At 53.5% G+C, this 18585-nt stretch carries 14 protein-coding genes; 2 read left to right on the top strand and 12 right to left on the bottom strand.

Features of this window, described 5'->3' with window-relative positions; genetic code table 11:
• Position 1 precedes the first annotated feature (1 nt).
• The 11 genes from AC0L7R_RS04320 to rplK form a co-directional block, all read right to left on the bottom strand.
• Positions 2-907, bottom strand: a complete 906-nt coding sequence (locus AC0L7R_RS04320; protein WP_473659062.1) for an EamA family transporter — start codon at positions 905-907, stop codon at positions 2-4.
• A 37-nt stretch (positions 908-944) separates the two neighbouring features.
• Positions 945-1931 carry a fatty acid desaturase gene (locus AC0L7R_RS04315; RefSeq protein ID WP_473659060.1) on the bottom strand — a complete coding sequence of 329 codons (987 nt, stop codon included), beginning with the start codon at positions 1929-1931 and terminating at the stop codon, positions 945-947.
• A gap of 246 nt (positions 1932-2177) precedes the next feature.
• Positions 2178-6434, bottom strand: coding sequence for a DNA-directed RNA polymerase subunit beta' (rpoC, locus tag AC0L7R_RS04310; protein WP_348408867.1), 4257 nt, complete (start codon positions 6432-6434; stop codon positions 2178-2180).
• Between the two features lie 53 nt (positions 6435-6487).
• A complete protein-coding gene (gene rpoB, locus AC0L7R_RS04305) occupies positions 6488-10627 on the bottom strand; it encodes a DNA-directed RNA polymerase subunit beta (RefSeq protein WP_473659057.1) in 4140 nt (1379 codons plus the stop codon).
• 487 nt (positions 10628-11114) lie between these two features.
• Complete coding sequence (locus tag AC0L7R_RS04300) at positions 11115-11969, bottom strand: DUF4394 domain-containing protein (protein WP_473659055.1); 855 nt, start codon at positions 11967-11969, stop codon at positions 11115-11117.
• A gap of 202 nt (positions 11970-12171) precedes the next feature.
• Positions 12172-12546 (bottom strand): 50S ribosomal protein L7/L12, encoded by a 375-nt coding sequence (rplL, locus tag AC0L7R_RS04295; RefSeq protein ID WP_247129969.1) that lies wholly within the window; start codon positions 12544-12546, stop codon positions 12172-12174.
• A 69-nt stretch (positions 12547-12615) separates the two neighbouring features.
• Complete coding sequence (rplJ, locus tag AC0L7R_RS04290; RefSeq protein WP_348108214.1) at positions 12616-13128, bottom strand: 50S ribosomal protein L10; 513 nt, start codon at positions 13126-13128, stop codon at positions 12616-12618.
• 307 nt (positions 13129-13435) lie between these two features.
• Positions 13436-13822 carry a hypothetical protein gene (locus AC0L7R_RS04285; protein ID WP_473659053.1) on the bottom strand — a complete coding sequence of 129 codons (387 nt, stop codon included), beginning with the start codon at positions 13820-13822 and terminating at the stop codon, positions 13436-13438.
• 111 nt (positions 13823-13933) lie between these two features.
• Complete coding sequence (locus tag AC0L7R_RS04280; RefSeq protein ID WP_473659051.1) at positions 13934-15244, bottom strand: M10 family metallopeptidase C-terminal domain-containing protein; 1311 nt, start codon at positions 15242-15244, stop codon at positions 13934-13936.
• A gap of 231 nt (positions 15245-15475) precedes the next feature.
• Positions 15476-16174, bottom strand: coding sequence for a 50S ribosomal protein L1 (rplA, locus tag AC0L7R_RS04275; protein ID WP_247129974.1), 699 nt, complete (start codon positions 16172-16174; stop codon positions 15476-15478).
• Positions 16174-16599, bottom strand: a complete 426-nt coding sequence (gene rplK / locus AC0L7R_RS04270) for a 50S ribosomal protein L11 (RefSeq protein WP_247129975.1) — start codon at positions 16597-16599, stop codon at positions 16174-16176. The genes rplA and rplK overlap by 1 nt, the downstream gene beginning before the upstream one ends.
• 296 nt (positions 16600-16895) lie before the next feature.
• Between rplK and AC0L7R_RS04265 the strand changes: the two genes are divergently transcribed.
• Together AC0L7R_RS04265 and AC0L7R_RS04260 are read left to right on the top strand one after the other, a co-directional pair.
• Positions 16896-17396, top strand: a complete 501-nt coding sequence (locus tag AC0L7R_RS04265) for a cytochrome b/b6 domain-containing protein (RefSeq protein WP_473659048.1) — start codon at positions 16896-16898, stop codon at positions 17394-17396.
• A 10-nt stretch (positions 17397-17406) separates the two neighbouring features.
• Entirely contained in the window at positions 17407-17973 is a 567-nt protein-coding gene (locus AC0L7R_RS04260) for a Rieske (2Fe-2S) protein (RefSeq protein WP_473659046.1), read from the top strand.
• A gap of 21 nt (positions 17974-17994) precedes the next feature.
• Here AC0L7R_RS04260 and nusG read toward each other — a convergent pair whose 3' ends face one another.
• Entirely contained in the window at positions 17995-18528 is a 534-nt protein-coding gene (gene nusG / locus AC0L7R_RS04255) for a transcription termination/antitermination protein NusG (RefSeq protein ID WP_247129978.1), read from the bottom strand.
• Positions 18529-18585 lie beyond the last annotated feature (57 nt).

Below are 18585 nucleotides of genomic sequence, written 5' to 3'. Positions count from 1 at the left end.
ACTACCGTGGCTGGCTTGCCATTTGGCGGGCCAGCCGCCTTTTGACGCGTTGTTCGCGATACAGCGTGAAAAGTCCCATCGCGACGACGATGCCTGCACCAAGGAACGTCAGCGCCTTAGGGATTTCCCCGAACACTAGAAATCCTAGGATCAACGCGACCAGAAGGCTCGTGTATCGGAACGGTGCGACGAAGCCGATTTCGCCGACGCGCATTGCAGCGACGGAAAAGACGTAGCCCCCGATGATGAAAACCGCAGCACCCGTTAAAAACCCGACATGCGGGACCGTGACGGGCACCCATGTTTCCGTCAGCAAACCGATCGCGGCCATCATGGTCACCCCGATCGCGGCCACAACGGCGGCGAGCGTCGAAGGCACGTCGCGCGACATGCGCCGCGCAGCCAAATCGCGGACAGTTACGATCAGAACGGCTGCGATGGCATAGATTGAATAGACGTTGAAATCCGCCCCACCCGGCCTGACGATCAAAAGAACACCCGCGAAGCCCACAACAATCGCAGTAATCCGACGCCACCCAAGCGGTTCCTGAAAGAATAGCGCCGCCGCCAAACTGACGGTCAACGGCAAGGCTTGCAGGATCGCGCTGACGTTCGCCAAAGGCATGTTGAACAGAGCCTTGATGAACAAGAACGCGCCGCCCATTTCCGCAACGGTGCGGATCAGAACCAAGGTCCAGTCCCGACGGCTTAGGTCAAAACGCAGCTGGCCCATGGATTTACACAGCAGGATCAGTAGCGGCAGGACAATCACCCCGCGCAGGAAAATTGACTGCATCAGAGGCAAGTCAGTCGAAACTGATTTCATAAAGGCATCGTTCACGGTGAAGGCCGTCATGGACCCCATCATGAAAAGTGCGCCGCGCATGTTGTCTGTCAAAATGGCCATGGATCAGCCGTAACAGCGTCCGTTTCACTGCGCCAGATTATTCAGCAGGTTGCAGGGCGACCGGTTCTTTGACGTCCGAAAAACGGACCATGCGTTTGCTGTCCTCGTCCCACAATTTCCACTTTACGCAGGCGATTGCTTCGCCCCAGCCCATGCGGGTTGGCTGCAAGACATCCGCCAAAGCTTCGTGGCAGGTCTTCAATCGATAGGCCGGAATTTTCACGTACAGATGGTGTAAGTCGTGGAAGGCAAAGTTGTAGGTGAGAAAGTGAAAGATCGGGCCAAAATCGAGCACGCTTGATCCTGTCAGCGATGCTTCTTCAAAATCAACGCCGCCTTCATGTTCCCAATACGCGTCTTCGAAATTGTGCCCTGCGTAAACCATGAAGGTCCCGAAGCAGCATGCAAACACGTTCGCGATCACGAAGAACAAGAACGCCGTTTCACCACCGACAAAGTAGACGACCGCCCACAGCCCACACATCAGGGCATTTTGGGTCACGACGTCGGTCCAGCCAGTCTTCGTGACGTTCTTCGGAATACGGTAGCGGATGAAAAAGATGAATACGGGACCGATGAAATAGATCACTGGAGCGGACCGGTACGTCCGGTAATACAGTTTTCCCCAAAAACCGGCGGCCTGATATTCTGCCACCGTCCATGTTAGAACCTCGTGCGCGTCGCGTTCATCAAGATTGCCGATATGGCGGTGGTGGAGGTTATGGTTATGCCGCATCGCGAAAAATGGATGCGCCGTGAACGCCCCAAGGATGACACCAACAACCGTGTTAACCGTACGGTTGCTGAAATGCGCCGCGTGCCCACAGTCATGTTGGGCGCCAAAGAAGCGGATGCCGCCGCCCGTGAATAGGATGATTGCAAGCGCCATGATCGGGAAATTGCCAAAATAGACGGTCCCCAGAACGATTGAACCAAAGTACATGATGGTTGTGATGATCAAATGCATCAGTGCAACACCGTCCTGCGGAGCGGCAAAAGGGTGTGCCATTTTTCGAATGGACATATGTTTTCTTTCAAATCGGCGTGTCAAATTTTGCGATAATGTCGCGTGAGATTGACGCTAGGACACGTGCATTAACCAATCAAGTCGGGAGAACCTGACCAACTGGTTAAATTTTAGGCTGTTGCGTGTGATACGCCGCCAAAGAGCCAGCTCGTCCAGATGCAGTGCAGCAAGCTGCGATCAAAGAAAAAGGCCCCCGCAGTGTCCTGCGGGGGCCTTTTCAATCATTTCGTCTGACAGGTCAGATTAATCGCGGCTATCCGGTGTTTCCTCGATGATCGTATCGAAGACATCACCACCGACAACATCATCAGCGACGTCCATTGCGGACGGTGCAGCCAATGCAGCGGCTTGTTCAGCTTCGTCACGACGCGCTTCGATCACTACGTTATCACGATCAGTCGCGATCTTGCGGACGCGCTGGGTTGCCCCACCTGTACCCGCAGGGATCAGACGACCCACGATGACGTTCTCTTTGAGGCCGACCAGTTTGTCGCGCTTACCCTGAACAGAAGACTCTGTCAGAACCCGCGTGGTTTCCTGGAACGACGCCGCAGAGATGAACGAACGTGTCTGCAAGGACGCTTTGGTGATCCCCAAGAGGATCGGTTCGCCCGTTGCAACGCGGTCGCCACGCTTCAGTGCTTTGGCGTTGGCTTCATCGAATTCAGCCTTATCGACAGTTTCGCCCTTGAGCAGAACTGTGTCGCCGCTGTCTTGGATTTCCCATTTCTGGAGCATCTGACGTACGATGACTTCGATATGCTTGTCGTTGATCTTAACGCCCTGCAGACGATAAACGTCCTGAACTTCGTCGATCATGTAGTCAGCCAAGGCTTCGACGCCCATAACCGCAAGAATATCGTGCGGCGCAGGGTTACCGTCCATGATGTAATCGCCCTTCTGGACAAAGTCACCTTCCACAACTGGAATGTGCTTACCCTTCGGCACCATGTATTCGACCTTCACGTCCGCATCATCGGCTGATTCAATCGCGATGCGGCGCTTGTTCTTGTAGTCTTTCCCAAAGCGCACATAACCATCGATTTCGGCGATGATCGCGTGATCTTTCGGACGACGTGCTTCGAACAATTCCGCAACCCGTGGCAGACCACCGGTAATGTCCTTGGTCTTCGCACCTTCACGCGGAATACGCGCAAGAACGTCACCAGCAGAGATTTCCTGACCGTCTTCGACAGACAGAACCGCATCAACGGACATGCCGTAAGATACTGGGTTACCGTCGTCTTTCAGAGCAGGTTCACCGTCAGCGCCGACAACAATGATCTTAGGTGCAAGTTCATTGCCTTTCGGAGCAGCACGCCAGTCTGTCACGATCTTCTGTGTCATACCTGTCGCGTCATCGGTTTCTTCACGCACTGCGATACCGTTAACGAGGTCAACGTGACGCGCAGTACCTGATTTCTCAGCGATGATTGGCAGTGTGAACGGATCCCATTCAAACAGCTTGTCGCCGCGCAGAATGTCCTGACCTTCTTTGACGAAGACCTTGGAACCGTAGCCAACCTTGTGCTTGGACAACTCAGTGCCTTCGCTGTCTTCAATCGACAGAACCATGTTCCGGCCCATAACGACCATCTCACCAGCTGTGTTTTCCAGCAAGCTTGCGTTGTCGAAACGGATTTTACCCGGCTGGGATGCCTCTTGGAAGGACTGCTGACCACCTTGGGCAACGCCGCCGATGTGGAATGTCCGCATCGTCAGCTGTGTACCAGGTTCACCAATGGACTGCGCCGCGATGATGCCGACGGCCTCACCGATGTTGACGCGTGTACCACGGGCAAGGTCACGACCGTAACACATGGCACAGACGCCGTCTTCGGCCTCACATGTCAGTGGTGAACGGATGCGCATTTTGGAAATGCCAGCCACGTCGATCAGGTCAGATGTACGTTCGTCGATGAGTTCACCGGCAGCAACGATCACTTCGTCAGTGCCCGGCTTGATCACGTCATCCGCAGACACACGACCAAGGACGCGTTCTGCAAGCGATGCAATCACTTCACCATCGTTAACCGCTGGTTCGGCTGTGATGGCCATTTCGGTGCCACAGTCGATTTCACGGACGATACAGTCTTGCGCCACGTCAACCAAACGACGTGTCAGGTAACCAGAGTTCGCTGTTTTCAAAGCCGTATCTGACAGACCCTTACGAGCACCGTGTGTCGAGTTAAAGTACTCGAGAACGGTCAGACCTTCTTTAAAGTTCGAGATGATTGGTGTCTCGATGATTTCGCCGTTCGGCTTTGCCATCAAGCCGCGCATCCCGCCCAGCTGTTTCATCTGTGTAACCGAACCACGAGCACCGGAGTGGGCCATCATGTAAACCGAGTTTGGTTCACCTTCTGATCCATTTTCCATGATTGGTGTTGTACCAATCGTGTCCATCATCGCGTCAGTGACTTTGTCGTTGGCTTTTGACCAAGCATCGACAACTTTGTTGTACTTTTCACCCTGAGTGATCAGGCCGTCCATGTACTGCTGTTCGAAGTCTTTTACGAGGTCACGTGTTTCGCCAACCAGTTCCCATTTCGTGTCAGGCACAACCATGTCGTCCTTACCGAACGAAATACCAGCCTTAAACGCTTCGCGGAAACCCATCGTCATGATGTGGTCACAGAAGATCACGGATTCTTTCTGACCACAGTAGCGGTAGACCGTATCAATGATCTGCTGCACTTCTTTCTTCCGCAGAAGACGGTTTACGAGAGCAAATGGTGCTTTCGCGTTCAGTGGCAGCAAGGCACCAAGGCGCAGACGACCCGGAGTGGTTTCGAACCGCTCCATGACTTCGTTACCTTCGTTGTCGATCTGCGGCATACGTGCGTGGATTTTGGCGTGCAGGTGAACTTCACCAGCCGTCAACGCGTGCTCTACTTCTTCGATGTCAGAGAACACCATTCCTTCACCGACCATGCCTTCACGCATGATTGTAGTGTAGTACAGGCCCAAGATCATATCCTGTGATGGCACGATGATCGGTGCACCGTTGGACGGTGACAGAACGTTGTTCGTGGACATCATCAGAACACGTGCTTCAAGCTGTGCTTCCAAAGACAATGGAACGTGAACCGCCATCTGGTCGCCGTCGAAGTCAGCGTTAAACGCAGAACAAACGAGCGGGTGCAGCTGGATCGCTTTACCTTCGATCAGAACCGGTTCGAACGCCTGAATACCAAGACGGTGCAATGTAGGCGCACGGTTCAGCATGACAGGGTGTTCGCGGATGACCTCGTCGAGGATATCCCACACTTCTGGGCGTTCTTTTTCGACCAATTTCTTGGCTTGTTTCACTGTGGAAGACAGACCTTTGGCTTCAAGGCGCGAATAGATGAACGGTTTGAACAGCTCGAGCGCCATCTTCTTAGGAAGACCACACTGGTGCAGTTTCAGTTCCGGACCCGTCACAATGACCGAACGGCCAGAGAAGTCGACGCGCTTACCCAAAAGGTTTTGACGGAAACGACCTTGCTTACCCTTCAGCATGTCGCTGAGGGATTTCAATGGACGTTTGTTTGCACCTGTGATGACACGACCGCGACGACCGTTGTCGAACAACGCATCGACAGATTCCTGCAACATCCGTTTTTCGTTACGAACGATGATGTCAGGCGCACGCAATTCGATCAGGCGCTTCAAACGGTTGTTCCGGTTGATCACACGACGGTAAAGATCGTTCAGGTCAGACGTCGCGAAACGGCCGCCATCCAGTGGCACCAACGGACGCAATTCTGGCGGGATCACAGGGATCACGGTCAGAACCATCCATTCCGGACGGTTGCCGGATTCGATGAAGCTTTCAACGATCTTCAAACGCTTGATGATCTTCTTCGGCTTCAATTCACCTGTGGCTTCTTTCAGGTCAGCACGCAGCTGTTCTGCTTCGCCTTCAAGGTCGATCTGGGACAGCATTTCGCGGATCGCTTCGGCGCCGATGTTGGCTTGGAATGCATCCATGCCGTAGACGTCTTGCGCGTCGTTGAACTCTTCTTCGGTCATCAGCTGACCATAAGTGAGGTCTGTGAGGCCCGGTTCGATCACAACGTAGTTTTCGAAGTACAAGATACGCTCAAGATCACGCAGTGTCATGTCCAGCATCAGGCCGATCCGGGACGGAAGCGACTTGAGGAACCAGATGTGTGCCACTGGTGCGGCCAGTTCGATGTGGCCCATCCGTTCGCGACGTACTTTTTGAAGCGTTACTTCAACACCACATTTCTCGCAGACAACGCCGCGATATTTCATGCGCTTATATTTACCGCACAGGCATTCGTAATCCTTGATCGGGCCAAAGATACGCGCACAGAACAGACCGTCACGCTCGGGCTTGAACGTCCGGTAGTTGATGGTTTCCGGCTTCTTGATCTCACCAAAGGACCACGACAGGATCCGTTCTGGTGAGGCCAAAGAGACCTTGATTTCGTCAAACGTTTTCGCCGGTGTGAGCGGGTTAAACGGGTTGTTTGTCAGTTCCTGGTTCATTTTCAATTCCTTGAATAGGGCGCGTTAGGGTGAGGGGAAGTAAGGCCGGGGCCTTACTCCTCATCCTCCGCATCCAGGAGTTCCATGTTGAGGCCGAGGCCCCGGACTTCTTTCACGAGCACGTTGAACGACTCTGGCACGCCGGCTTCGAAGTTATCTTCGCCTTTGACGATACTTTCGTAGACCTTCGTACGGCCTGCAACGTCATCCGACTTGACTGTGAGCATCTCCTGCAGCGTGTATGCCGCGCCGTATGCTTCCAGTGCCCAGACTTCCATTTCCCCGAAACGCTGACCACCGAACTGGGCTTTACCACCCAGCGGCTGTTGCGTGACCAAGGAGTATGGCCCTGTGGACCGTGCGTGGATCTTGTCGTCGACCAAGTGGTGCAGTTTCAGCAGGTATTTCACACCGACTGTGACCTTACGGCTAAACTGCTCACCTGTGCGGCCATCGAACAGAACCGACTGACCTGATGTGCTGAAACCAGCGCGTGTCAGGGCGTCGTTGACGTCTGCTTCTTTGGCACCATCGAAGACTGGCGTCGCAATTGGCACACCCTTTTTGACGTTACCGGCGATTTCGAGCAGATCGTCCTGATCGAGATCAGCGATGCCTTCGTCATAGACGTTGTCACCGTAAACGATCTTCATCGCGTCGCGCACAGGCGTCATATCGCCAGAGCGGCGGTATTCGTCCAATGCTTCGTCCACTTGGATACCCAGACCGCGCGCGGCCCAACCCATGTGTGTTTCAAGGATCTGACCAACGTTCATACGTGAAGGAACGCCAAGCGGGTTCAGACAGAAGTCAACTGGTGTACCGTCTGCGAGGAACGGCATGTCTTCCATAGGTACGACCTTGGAAATAACACCTTTGTTCCCGTGACGACCGGCCATCTTATCGCCCGGCTGCAGCTTACGCTTCACCGCAACGAAGACCTTAACCATCTTCATTACGCCCGGCGGCAGGTCATCCCCACGACGGACTTTTTCGACCTTGTCTTCAAAACGGGCATCCATCATGCGCTTTTGCGCTTCGTATTGCTCGTTCAGCGCTTCAACGATCTGTGCGTCACCTTCGTCTTCGAGAGCGAACTGCCACCATGCACCACGACCGAATTCAGCCATTGCTTCTTCAGTCACTTCGGAATTCGCTTTGAACCCTTTTGGACCTTTGACAGCTTTCTTGCCGAGGATCATGTCGTGCAGACGCGCGTAGATGTTCCGGTCAAGAATGACCAATTCATCGTCACGGTCACGTGCAAGACGTTCAACTTCTTCACGCTCGATCTGCAGGGCACGTTCGTCTTTTTCGATACCGTGGCGGTTAAACACACGGACCTCAACGATGGTACCGAAGTCACCCGGTGGCAGGCGCAAGGACGTGTCACGCACATCGGATGCTTTTTCACCAAAGATGGCGCGCAGAAGCTTTTCTTCCGGTGTCATCGGGCTTTCGCCTTTTGGTGTGATCTTACCCACCAGAATGTCTGCAGGCCCAACTTCCGCACCGATGTAGACGATACCGGCTTCATCGAGGTTACGCAGCGCTTCTTCACCAACGTTTGGAATATCGCGGGTGATTTCTTCAGGCCCAAGCTTTGTATCACGGGCGGCGACTTCGAATTCTTCGATGTGGATCGAAGTGAAGACGTCGTCGCGTGTCACACGCTCGGAAATCAGGATGGAGTCTTCGTAGTTGTAGCCGTTCCAAGGCATAAACGCGACGACCACGTTCTTACCAAGCGCCAATTCACCCATGTCAGTGGATGGACCGTCAGCAACAACCTGACCCTTCGTGACCTTATCGCCCACCTTCACCAGCGGACGCTGGTTGATGCAGGTGTTTTGGTTAGAGCGTTGGAACTTACGCATGCGGTAGATATCTACGCCTGCGTCGCCCAGACCGAGGTCTTCAGTCGCGCGGATAACGATACGCTGCGCATCAACTTGGTCGATGATACCCGCACGTTTCGCCATGATCGCAGCGCCGGAATCCCGTGCCACAACTTCTTCGATACCCGTACCAACAAGTGGTGCCTCTGCCTGAAGCAGTGGAACCGCCTGACGTTGCATGTTGGATCCCATCAGGGCCCGGTTCGCATCGTCGTTTTCAAGGAATGGGATCAAGGACGCCGCAACGGACACCAACTGCTTTGGTGAAACGTCGATCAGGTCAACGTTTTCACGTGGGGACAGTGTGTAGTCACCATTTTTCCGTGTGGACACGAGTTCATTGATGATCTCGCCTTCCTCAGAAAGACCCGCGTTGGCCTGTGCCACTGTGTGACGCATTTCTTCGGTCGCGGACATGTAGGACACATCGTCCGTGACCTTGCCGTCGATGACCTTGCGGTATGGTGTTTCGATGAAGCCATATTTGTTCACACGCGCAAATGTCGCGAGTGAGTTGATCAGACCAATGTTTGGCCCTTCCGGCGTTTCAATCGGACACATACGACCGTAGTGCGTGGCGTGAACGTCACGTACCTCAAAGCCTGCACGTTCACGTGTCAAACCACCTGGCCCAAGCGCGGACAGACGACGCTTGTGCGTGACTTCCGACAATGGGTTCGTTTGGTCCATGAACTGGGACAGCTGGGAAGAGCCGAAGAATTCACGCACAGCTGCAGCAGCTGGTTTTGCGTTGATCAGGTCTTGCGGCATGACTGTGTCGATTTCGACGGAAGACATACGTTCCTTGATCGCGCGCTCCATACGAAGCAGGCCAACACGGTACTGGTTTTCCATCAATTCGCCGACAGAACGGACACGACGGTTGCCGAGGTGGTCGATGTCGTCCACGTCGCCTTTGCCATCACGCAGTTCAACAAGCGCTTTGATACAAGCAACAATGTCGTCCTTGCGCAGCGTGCGCATTGTGTCTTCTGCGTCGAGATCAAGACGCATGTTCATTTTCACACGACCAACAGCTGACAGGTCATAGCGTTCGGAATCGAAGAACAACGTGTCGAACAGCGCGGATGCTGCATCAACGGTTGGTGGTTCACCCGGACGCATGACGCGGTAGATGTCCATGAGCGCAGTTTCGCGGTTCATGTTCTTATCGCCTGCCATTGTGTTGCGCATGTACGCGCCCACATTGACGTTATCGATGTCGAGGATCGGCAAGGATGTGATCCCTGCGTCGACGAGGTCTTTCAATGTACCGCCGATGACGTCGCCGTCTTTATCGACTTCAACTGTCAGTTCGTCACCTGCTTCAACGTAGATCGCACCAGTTTCTTCGTTGATGATGTCGCGGGCTACAAATTTGCCGACGATGCTGTTGAATGGGACCAACAGATCGGTAACTTTGCCTTCGTCGATCAGCTTTTTCACGGAACGAGGAGTAACCTTTTCGCCCGCTTTTGCGATGACTTCGCCAGTTGCAGCATCGACCAGATCTTCTGCAGGACGGGTGCCGCGCACGCGCTCTGGGAAGAACTTCGTGGACCAAGCCTGGCCCTTTTTGTCGAGGTTGTAATCGACGGTGTTATAGTACGCGTCCATGATGCCTTCTTGGTCGTAACCAAGCGCATAGAGCAGCGTTGTGACAGGCAATTTACGACGACGGTCGATACGGCAGAACACGAGGTCCTTCGCGTCGAATTCGAAGTCGAGCCATGAACCACGGTAAGGAATGATCCGGCATGCGAACAACAGCTTACCAGAAGAATGGGTTTTACCCTTGTCGTGGTCAAAGAACACGCCCGGTGAACGGTGCATCTGGGAAACGATCACACGCTCAGTGCCGTTGACAACGAATGTGCCGTTTGGCGTCATCAAAGGCATGTCGCCCATGAATACGTCTTGTTCTTTAATGTCTTTCACAGACTTCGCGCCTGTGTCTTCGTCCACATCAAACACGATCAGGCGCAGTGTCACCTTCAGCGGTGCTGAATAGGTCATGTCGCGCTGCTGACATTCTTCAACGTCGTACTTTGGCTTTTCCAGTTCGTATTTTACGAACTCGAGAACTGCAGTTTCGTTGAAATCCTTGATCGGGAAAACCGACTGGAAAACACCCTTGATGCCTTCGCCGTCAAGCGGCGTGTCGCTGTCGCCGGAACGCAGGAACAGGTCATAGGAAGATTTCTGAACCTCGATGAGGTTCGGCATTTCTAGAACTTCGCGAATTTTGCCGTAATACTTACGGAGACGTTTCTGACCGAGGAAACTTTGCGCCATGTGTCTGGACACCTTTCAAATTCTCAACGGGGCACATGCAGTTGGGCGACAGCATGGGCAACCATACGAGACAGCAGTGAAACATGGTCCATTCTCGCCGCACGACCCACTGCGCGGCACTCGACCATATCTCTGCCTTGGAAAACCCTTACAAAAAAGGGCTTTCCAAGTCAGACGTCGCACAATAGTTTGCCTTCCCCTGCTGTGATTTGATCAATCAGAGGGTGTATCGAAGGCTCCATATTGCAAGACAGAAAAAGCGGCTTCGAATCAATCGAACCCGCATAGACCGCCCAGATATGATGTGAGAGGGAAGAACACAAGACCAAATAGGGCATTCTTGTGCCCCCATCGTTGTCACACCAGCATGTTGGAAACCGTGGCCCGCGTCAAGTTCCCCGTCACGGTGCGCGAGATCAAACCCACAAAATCGCACATCAAGGCACCGCCGGCCGGCCCAATCCGAACCGGGCGGCGGTTGTATTATTTACATGCCCATCGCGACAGCAAAGCCCGAGAAACCGGTGCTGCCCAGATCGGACAAAAGCGTCGCCTCGGCTGTCGTCAGGTCGATCGCATAGAGACCGGACGTGTCAGCCCCGTCCATTTGCAAGATTGCATAGCCCATATCGACACCCTCTTCTGGCGATACGATGTCAAAACCACCTGCGGTCACAAGATCAGCGACCTCGCCGTCAACCATGACCGTGCCTACAGTTTCCAATGTGCCCGCGTTATTCGCGAGGCTGACCAATGCGTTTGTGCGGGCGTCGAGCGCGTACTGGAACGTGCTTTCGGCGGTCATGCCAGCAATCGCGTTTGTGTAGGCGTTGGCATAGATCAGCGGTTCTGTGCCTTCATTCGCGTCACCTTCGGCGTAGGCCGTGTCGGTGAAACGCAGCACGGAATTGGCGCGTTCATCGTTGTCGCCAAAACCGTCGGGGAAATAAACAAGGTTCGCACCATCGTCACCCACCATGCGCACGGCATCAATCGCGTTGTTAAAGTCCATCGCAACGGCGGCACCAGTGACCATCGCGTCATCGGCAAAGGTTGCACCCAGATCAGTCAACGCACCGGACATCTTATCGATTGTGAAAACCATGCCATCGCGTGAGAACCCGACCAGATCACCTGTCACAGGACGATACGCAATCGCATCGAGACGTGCAGACAGGTCGTAAGTCATAGCGGCGGCCGGATCAGCGATGCTGTCCATTGTCACCAGCGTCATCCCGTCATTAGCAAGCGCATAGCCTGACAAAGCGGCGTGGCCATCAGCAATGGCTGTGCCTGCTGAAAGAATGGTGATCGTTGCAAGTGCTGTCGTACGCATAAACATCGTAAAGTTCCTTGAGTTAGGTCACCGGAAGCGTCCGGATTACTGAAGACACGTAAAATGCCGCCCCCAAGTTTCAGCTGACGGAAATTAAACGAACCTTTTCCCAAAATTCAGGACTTCACCGACCTGCCGCACCCCCAAAAACGAAAAACCCGACACGCATTGCTGCGTGCCGGGCTTCTTTCGATCAGTTGAAAATGGCTTAGGCCAGTTCAACCTCTGCGCCTGCTGCTTCCAGCTTCGCTTTGATCTCTTCAGCTTCCGCTTTCGGAGCGCCTTCTTTGATTTTGCCGCCAGCTTCGACGAGGTCTTTAGCTTCTTTCAGGCCAAGACCTGTGATGCCGCGAACTTCTTTGATGACGTTGATTTTGGACGCGCCAGCGTTCTTGAGAACGACGTCAAAGTCAGTTTTCTCTTCTGCTGCTGCACCGCCAGCGTCGCCGCCGCCAGCCATCATCACTGCGCCACCGGCAGCTGGTTCGATGCCATACTCGTCTTTGAGGATGGTTTTCAGTTCTTGTGCTTCGAGAAGGGTCAGACCAACGATCTCTTCAGCAAGTTTCTTCAGATCAGCCATTTGCTTTTCCATTTCTAAATAGTGTGTTCCAACGTCAGGGCAGATGCCCCTAAGTCAATCCAAGTTGCTTTATGCAGCTTTCTCTTCGATGGTTGAGAGAATGCTTGCGATGTTCGAAGCAGGCGCGCCAATGGCCCCAGCGATGTTGCTTGCAGGTGCACCGATGCAACCAACGATAGAAGCGATAAGCTCCTCGCGGGATGGCATCGCGGCAACGGCTTTCACACCAGCTACGTCCAGAGCAGTCTCACCCATAGCACCGCCAAGGATAACGAGCTTGTCGTTTTCTTTAGCGTAGCCATCCATGACCTTCGCCGCAGCGACAGGGTCTTCGGAATAGGCGAGAACAGTCATGCCTGTCAGGTAATCAGCGATGCTTGCGCATGGCTTACCGTCGAGGGCGATTTTGGCGAGCTTGTTCTTGGCAACGCGTACGGACCCTTCTGCGTCACGCATTTTTGCGCGCAGGTCCTGCATTTCGGCAACTGTCATGCCTTCGTAGTGGGCAACCACTACGACGCCAGAGCTTTCAAAGACTTGGCCGAGTTCTTCGACCAGCTGTTCTTTTTGTGCTCTATCCACAGTTTCACTCCAAGTTTGGAGGGTCTCCCCTCCGGCTCAATTTTGCCCCGTGCGACAGCACGCGACTTTCGTAGTCCATATGTACGGGGGTGAGCCAAGAGCAAACGAGGAGAGCCTCGCAAATTCTGGTCTATCCCGTCTCAGGCAGGAATTAATGACTTTGCAGCCAACCCACCGTCTCGGACGAATACAGGTCCGCACGAATCAACCGTTCAGACCTTGGTGATGCTTTAAGGGCAGATGACGGATTTGCCAAGGGCGGCTTGGCAGAAATCCAAACCTTGCGCGCGCGTTGCGGCGTGTGTCGCTAGTCGACTTCACACAGCGGCGTAATCGAAAACCCGACGACCTGCTCACTCAGCAAATTGAAATCCAACGCGCTGACACATCCGTCTTCAGTTTCTGCGGTGCCGCTCAGGGCGGCGCGGCTGTTATTAATCTGAAAACTGGTGATCTTGACCGTGATATAGGGTTTGGCTTGGCCAAACATGTCTTGCAGCCGCTCAACGGGGACTTCTTTGGCAAATTCGGGGTGCATCAATGCTAGTGCGTCATCGTAGGCCTCTGTCGACACCGCAATGGTGAATTCGCGGACCGTTTCGCGCGCACCTGCGCTGACCTTTGATAGCACGACGTAAAGCAAGACACCGATCACGGCGGCAATGCCAATCGCCATAAGTAGAATACGTTTCATCAAAAACCCTTATTCAAATCGTTCTGACCAGCGACGTAGCGGCCACGATATACTGAAACATGCGACACGAAACGGCCCACAACCACTATGGGGCCGTTTCGATTGATTGGATCAAAAGATGAAATCATCCACGCTGATGTCAGCAGCAAGGTCTTGGGTTTTTATCAGCAACGTTTCGTCTTCGAAGCTAACGGTCACGCGGCCCGACTTTTTGGTGTGCGCATCAAAGATCAGATCCGCGCCATCGCTGACGCCCCACTCCGTGATGTCGATCTGGTCAACGCCAATTTCGAAGTCATGGATCGTATCGCGCTGAGCATCGGCTACGAAAACGAAGGTATCAGCGCCACCCATACCGCGCATGGCGTCGACGCCGCTGCCATCAATCAGCCGATCGACCTGATCCGCGCCAAAGAGACGGTCATCACCGCTGTGCCCGTCCAAAACATGCGACACACCGTCTTTGCCTTGAATGCGATCATCGCCACGACTTCCGATAACATTTTCGATACCGCCCACGGTCATTTCAAAGAACTCCGCATTCTTGCCGTAAATGTCTTCGACCTGACCGGAGTTAAGCGAAACCTTGAGTCCGCGTTGTGGATTGAAGGCCGACAGATCGAGCGTATCAGTCCCTCGACCACCATAGAACGCGTTATTCCCATCAGAGATCAGGAAGGTATCATCACCGGCATCACCGTGCAAAACATCATCGCCCTTGCCGCCATTGATGATATCATCTCCTATACCGCCAAAAACGGTATCATCGCCACGACGCGCATCAATAACATCGTCTCCAGCGAGACCGTAGAATTCATGCGACCCGTTGTTTCCATTCAAAACATCATTTTCAATGGTGCCAATGAATGCGTCATCGGCATGGCCTTCTGGCGGCGTGAATGTCCCAGCGATCCCGTTTACGTCGCCTTCAACCCACGTATCGCCATCGTACCAAAAATAGACCGTTCTATAAACATAGAAGTAATCGTAATAGTCTTCGGGCCCGTAGTCCTCATAAACTTCAGAGACGACTTCACCCTCAAATTCATATTCGATTGCAATTCCGTCAATTCCGATCGGGTTGGTTACGGTTTCGAATTCAGCATAAAGATGTTCGTAAAGATATTCGGGCCCACCCTTGACAGAGTATTGACCGAACGCTGTGCCATCCCAACGCTGACTGTACCCAATATCAGCCAGCTCTGTCACAAAATCCCAGTCGGCCAAAGGAACCGCAACTTGATCTTCGGATCCATCGCCAAATTCTACGCGCACTGCATCAAATTCAATGCGTTCGTAATATTGATCCCGGCCGAAAAAGAACTGCGCATATTCTTTTTGCAGTGCTTCGTTACCGTTGAAGCTTTCGTCAATTGCAATGATGTCCTGAATGCCATCGCCGTTAAAATCACCTGTCAGCATAGTCGCTCTCCCCCAAGAGAAATAATTAAAGCCAACAAATCTATTGGCTGGTCTTAATAATTGGGGCGACGTTAACAATCATGAGGTGAGACCTACAAGCGGAAATCGCCATACTTCCGCCACATTTGCGGCCGGTACTCCATTGTTTCCATTGCAAAAACAATGCCCCACAAACGCAAACGGCAGGCCCGAAGGCCTGCCGCGTGTCACTTCGATAAGAAGTGTTAAGTCTTAGTTGCCAGTCGCGTTTGCGATGGACAATGTAACGCCTGGGCCCATTGTCGAAGATACAGCGATCTTCTTCATATATGTGCCTTTTGCGCCAGTTGGGCGTGCTTTTTGAACCGCATCAACAAATGCCAGAACGTTCTGTTCCAGCTGTTCGTTGGTGAAGGATGCTTTGCCGATACCAGCGTGAACAACGCCAGCTTTTTCCGCTTTGAACTGAACTTCGCCGCCTTTAGCAGCTTCAACAGCCGCTTTAACGTCCATAGTCACAGTACCAACGCGTGGGTTTGGCATCAGGTTACGTGGACCCAAAACTTTACCCAGACGACCAACAACACCCATCATGTCAGGTGTCGCGATGCAGCGATCAAATTCGATTGTGCCGCCCTGAACGGTTTCCATCAGGTCTTCTGCACCAACGATGTCTGCGCCAGCTGCCTTTGCTTCTTCAGCTTTTTCGCCACGTGCAAACACAGCAACGCGTACTGTTTTGCCTGTACCGTTTGGCAGCGCCACTGTCCCGCGAACCATTTGGTCTGCGTGACGTGGGTCAACGCCCAACTGGAGAGAGATTTCGATTGTTTCGTCGAACTTCGCTTTTGCGTTGTCCTTCATCAAAGCAACTGCTTCGGAAACGGTGACGTCTGCTTTGCCTTCGAAGGCTGCGCGAGCTGCAGTTGTACGCTTACCAAATTTAGCCATTACTTCACCTCGATGCCCATAGAGCGAGCAGAACCCGCGATGATCAGCATTGCGCCTTCGATGGAAGTCGCGTTCAAATCTTTCATCTTGGCTTCAGCGATCTCACGAACCTGCTTACCTGTGATGGAACCTGCTACTGTACGGCCTGGCGCTGTTGAGCCGGACTTCAGTTTCGCAGCTTTCTTGATGTAGTAGGACGCAGGTGGCGTCTTGATTTCCATCGAGAAGGATTTGTCCGCGTAATATGTGATCACGGTTGGGCACGGCGCGCCGTTTTCCATTTCCTGTGTTTTCGCGTTAAACGCTTTACAGAATTCCATGATGTTGATGCCGCGTTGACCCAATGCTGGGCCTACGGGTGGGGATGGGTTTGCTGCGCCCGCTGGGACTTGCAGCTTAAGTGTCCCTACTACTTTCTTGGCCATGTGGCCTCTCCTTTTCCAACGCCCGACAATCGCGATCATCCGGCTTTACGTTGTGTGGTTCGGCTGGTCACGCGCGCGCGCCAAGACCTCCCACAGCGATGCCACCCCATGTAGAGGCAACAGGTCGTGCGTTTAGATCGCGCCTAAGCGTTATGCAAGAGGTAATTCGTCTGCCTTCCCCATTCCCGTTCACGGCAAGGTGATCCGAGAATTTACACACCATCCGACCAATTTGCGCGTCCGCTGCGTTAAATACCGTAAGCAGTGTAACGATGCCCCCGATCAAGGACGTTCAGATGAGATACACCAAAGCACAAATCAGATACCATTGGGCATCTGTTTTGCTCATCTTGATTATGGCCGCGACAGGCATGGCTTACCGGTTGGAGCTAGCCGACGACGGCGCGATGTTGATCCATCAACTGACGGGTCAAGTTTTGATTGTTCTGCTGGTTGTGCGGATCATCAGTCAGCTCGCAAAGCGTCCCGCGCCGAACCCGCATCGCAGCATCGTAACGCTGGCAGCGAGCGCCATGCACATCGCCCTATATCTTACCCTGATTGCTTTCGTCGTAACCGGCTACATCGGCGCGTCTGCCGAGCTGGATAATGCGCTGATCGCCCCTGCCAGCCTGAGTTTTGCAAGGTCCGACACCGGTGAATGGCTGCTTGAAATTCATTACCTCTTGAAATGGGTGCTTCTTGTTTTGGTCGGCGGTCATATCGCCGCGGCGCTGAAGCACCATTTCTGGAACCGCGATTCCACCCTCACTGATATGTCACTTAAAGCCAGATAAGGATTTCCCTATGCACCAGCTGACTCGACGCCATGTGATCGCAACATTGACCAGCAGCACCGTTTTACTGTGTCCGGCGATCTTGAATGCGCAAACGACGACACTTGAACTGGATGACTGGGCTGACATCCCAGACGACACCCCGATTGGGCAAAGCCAGACCATCAGTGTCGGCGCGGGCACCAGCGAGATTGAGATTAGCGCATTGGAACCCGGCGAAGTTGCCGTGATCGCCCGCCCCACGACGGATGAAAAGTATACGGCAACCGGCATGATCCAGTACATCGCCGTTCATCGCCGCACCGAGGATCAGATTGCGGCCGCCGACGATCGTGACGGCACAATTCAGGACCCTGCGTATTTCGTTGTGAACCTATTGTGCACCCACAAAGGCAAAGCCATCGGAATCACTGGCAATCCAGAGGCGCCATTTGCCTGCACAGATCGCGGCAGCCGCCACAGTTCGGTTTACAATGTATCGGGGTTTGGGGTGTCTGGCGCATCCGAAGATGAATACCTGTCTATCCCCGACTACACGCTGAGCGTCGGAGATAGCATTGTTCTTACACTGACCTAACGGATCAGGCGGTCGCAGGGATTAACCCTGCTTCACAACCTGCGTGTACTCCAGTTCGACTGGGGTCGCGCGACCAAAGATAGACACAGTCACCTTCAGGCGCTGGTTCTCTTCGTCCACTTCTTCCACCATGCCGTCGAAATCTTCGAACGGACCGTCGGACACTTTAACCTTCTCACCAATTTCAAAGCTGATGAGCGTACGTGGCGCTTCCTGACCTTCTTCAACACGACCGAGGATCGCTTTGACCTCTGCATCGCGCATCGGCATTGGGCGACCTTGCGGGCCCAAGAAACCTGTGACGCGGTTGATAGAGTTGATCAGGTGGTAACCTTCGTCCGACATGTCCATGCGGACCAGAACGTAACCCGGCATAAAGCGACGTTCGGCTGTCACTTTTTTATTGCGGCGGACTTCGATCACTTCTTCGGTCGGGACCAGCACTTCTTCGATCTGATCATCCAGACCCTGCTCTTCCGCTTTTTGGCGAATGGTCTCTGCGATCTTTTTCTCAAAGTTCGAGAGGACGCTTACAGAATACCAACGTTTGGCCATATCAAAGAGCACCTTTGCCGATTGCGGACTGCGCCGCAAAGTTCCAATTATCACAGA

This window comes from Yoonia sp. D2-7, assembly GCF_055809435.1.
The sequence above is the reverse complement of the archived record's forward strand: the minus strand, read 5'-3'. Positions and strand labels throughout refer to the sequence as shown.

Bases quoted from the DNA above. Each gene is read 5' to 3' on its own strand.
- rplL (WP_247129969.1), bottom strand. From the start codon at position 12,546: ATGGCTGATCTGAAGAAACTTGCTGAAGAGATCGTTGGTCTGACCCTT.
- rplK (WP_247129975.1), bottom strand. From the start codon at position 16,599: ATGGCCAAGAAAGTAGTAGGGACACTTAAGCTGCAAGTCCCAGCGGGC.
- AC0L7R_RS04320 (WP_473659062.1), bottom strand. From the start codon at position 907: ATGGCCATTTTGACAGACAACATGCGCGGCGCACTTTTCATGATGGGG.
- AC0L7R_RS04315 (WP_473659060.1), bottom strand. From the start codon at position 1,931: ATGTCCATTCGAAAAATGGCACACCCTTTTGCCGCTCCGCAGGACGGT.
- AC0L7R_RS04285 (WP_473659053.1), bottom strand. From the start codon at position 13,822: ATGAAACGTATTCTACTTATGGCGATTGGCATTGCCGCCGTGATCGGT.
- rplA (WP_247129974.1), bottom strand. From the start codon at position 16,174: ATGGCTAAATTTGGTAAGCGTACAACTGCAGCTCGCGCAGCCTTCGAA.
- AC0L7R_RS04280 (WP_473659051.1), bottom strand. From the start codon at position 15,244: ATGCTGACAGGTGATTTTAACGGCGATGGCATTCAGGACATCATTGCA.
- nusG (WP_247129978.1), bottom strand. From the start codon at position 18,528: ATGGCCAAACGTTGGTATTCTGTAAGCGTCCTCTCGAACTTTGAGAAA.
- rpoC (WP_348408867.1), bottom strand. From the start codon at position 6,434: ATGAACCAGGAACTGACAAACAACCCGTTTAACCCGCTCACACCGGCG.
- AC0L7R_RS04260 (WP_473659046.1), top strand. From the start codon at position 17,407: ATGCACCAGCTGACTCGACGCCATGTGATCGCAACATTGACCAGCAGC.
- AC0L7R_RS04265 (WP_473659048.1), top strand. From the start codon at position 16,896: ATGAGATACACCAAAGCACAAATCAGATACCATTGGGCATCTGTTTTG.
- AC0L7R_RS04300 (WP_473659055.1), bottom strand. From the start codon at position 11,969: ATGTTTATGCGTACGACAGCACTTGCAACGATCACCATTCTTTCAGCA.
- rpoB (WP_473659057.1), bottom strand. From the start codon at position 10,627: ATGGCGCAAAGTTTCCTCGGTCAGAAACGTCTCCGTAAGTATTACGGC.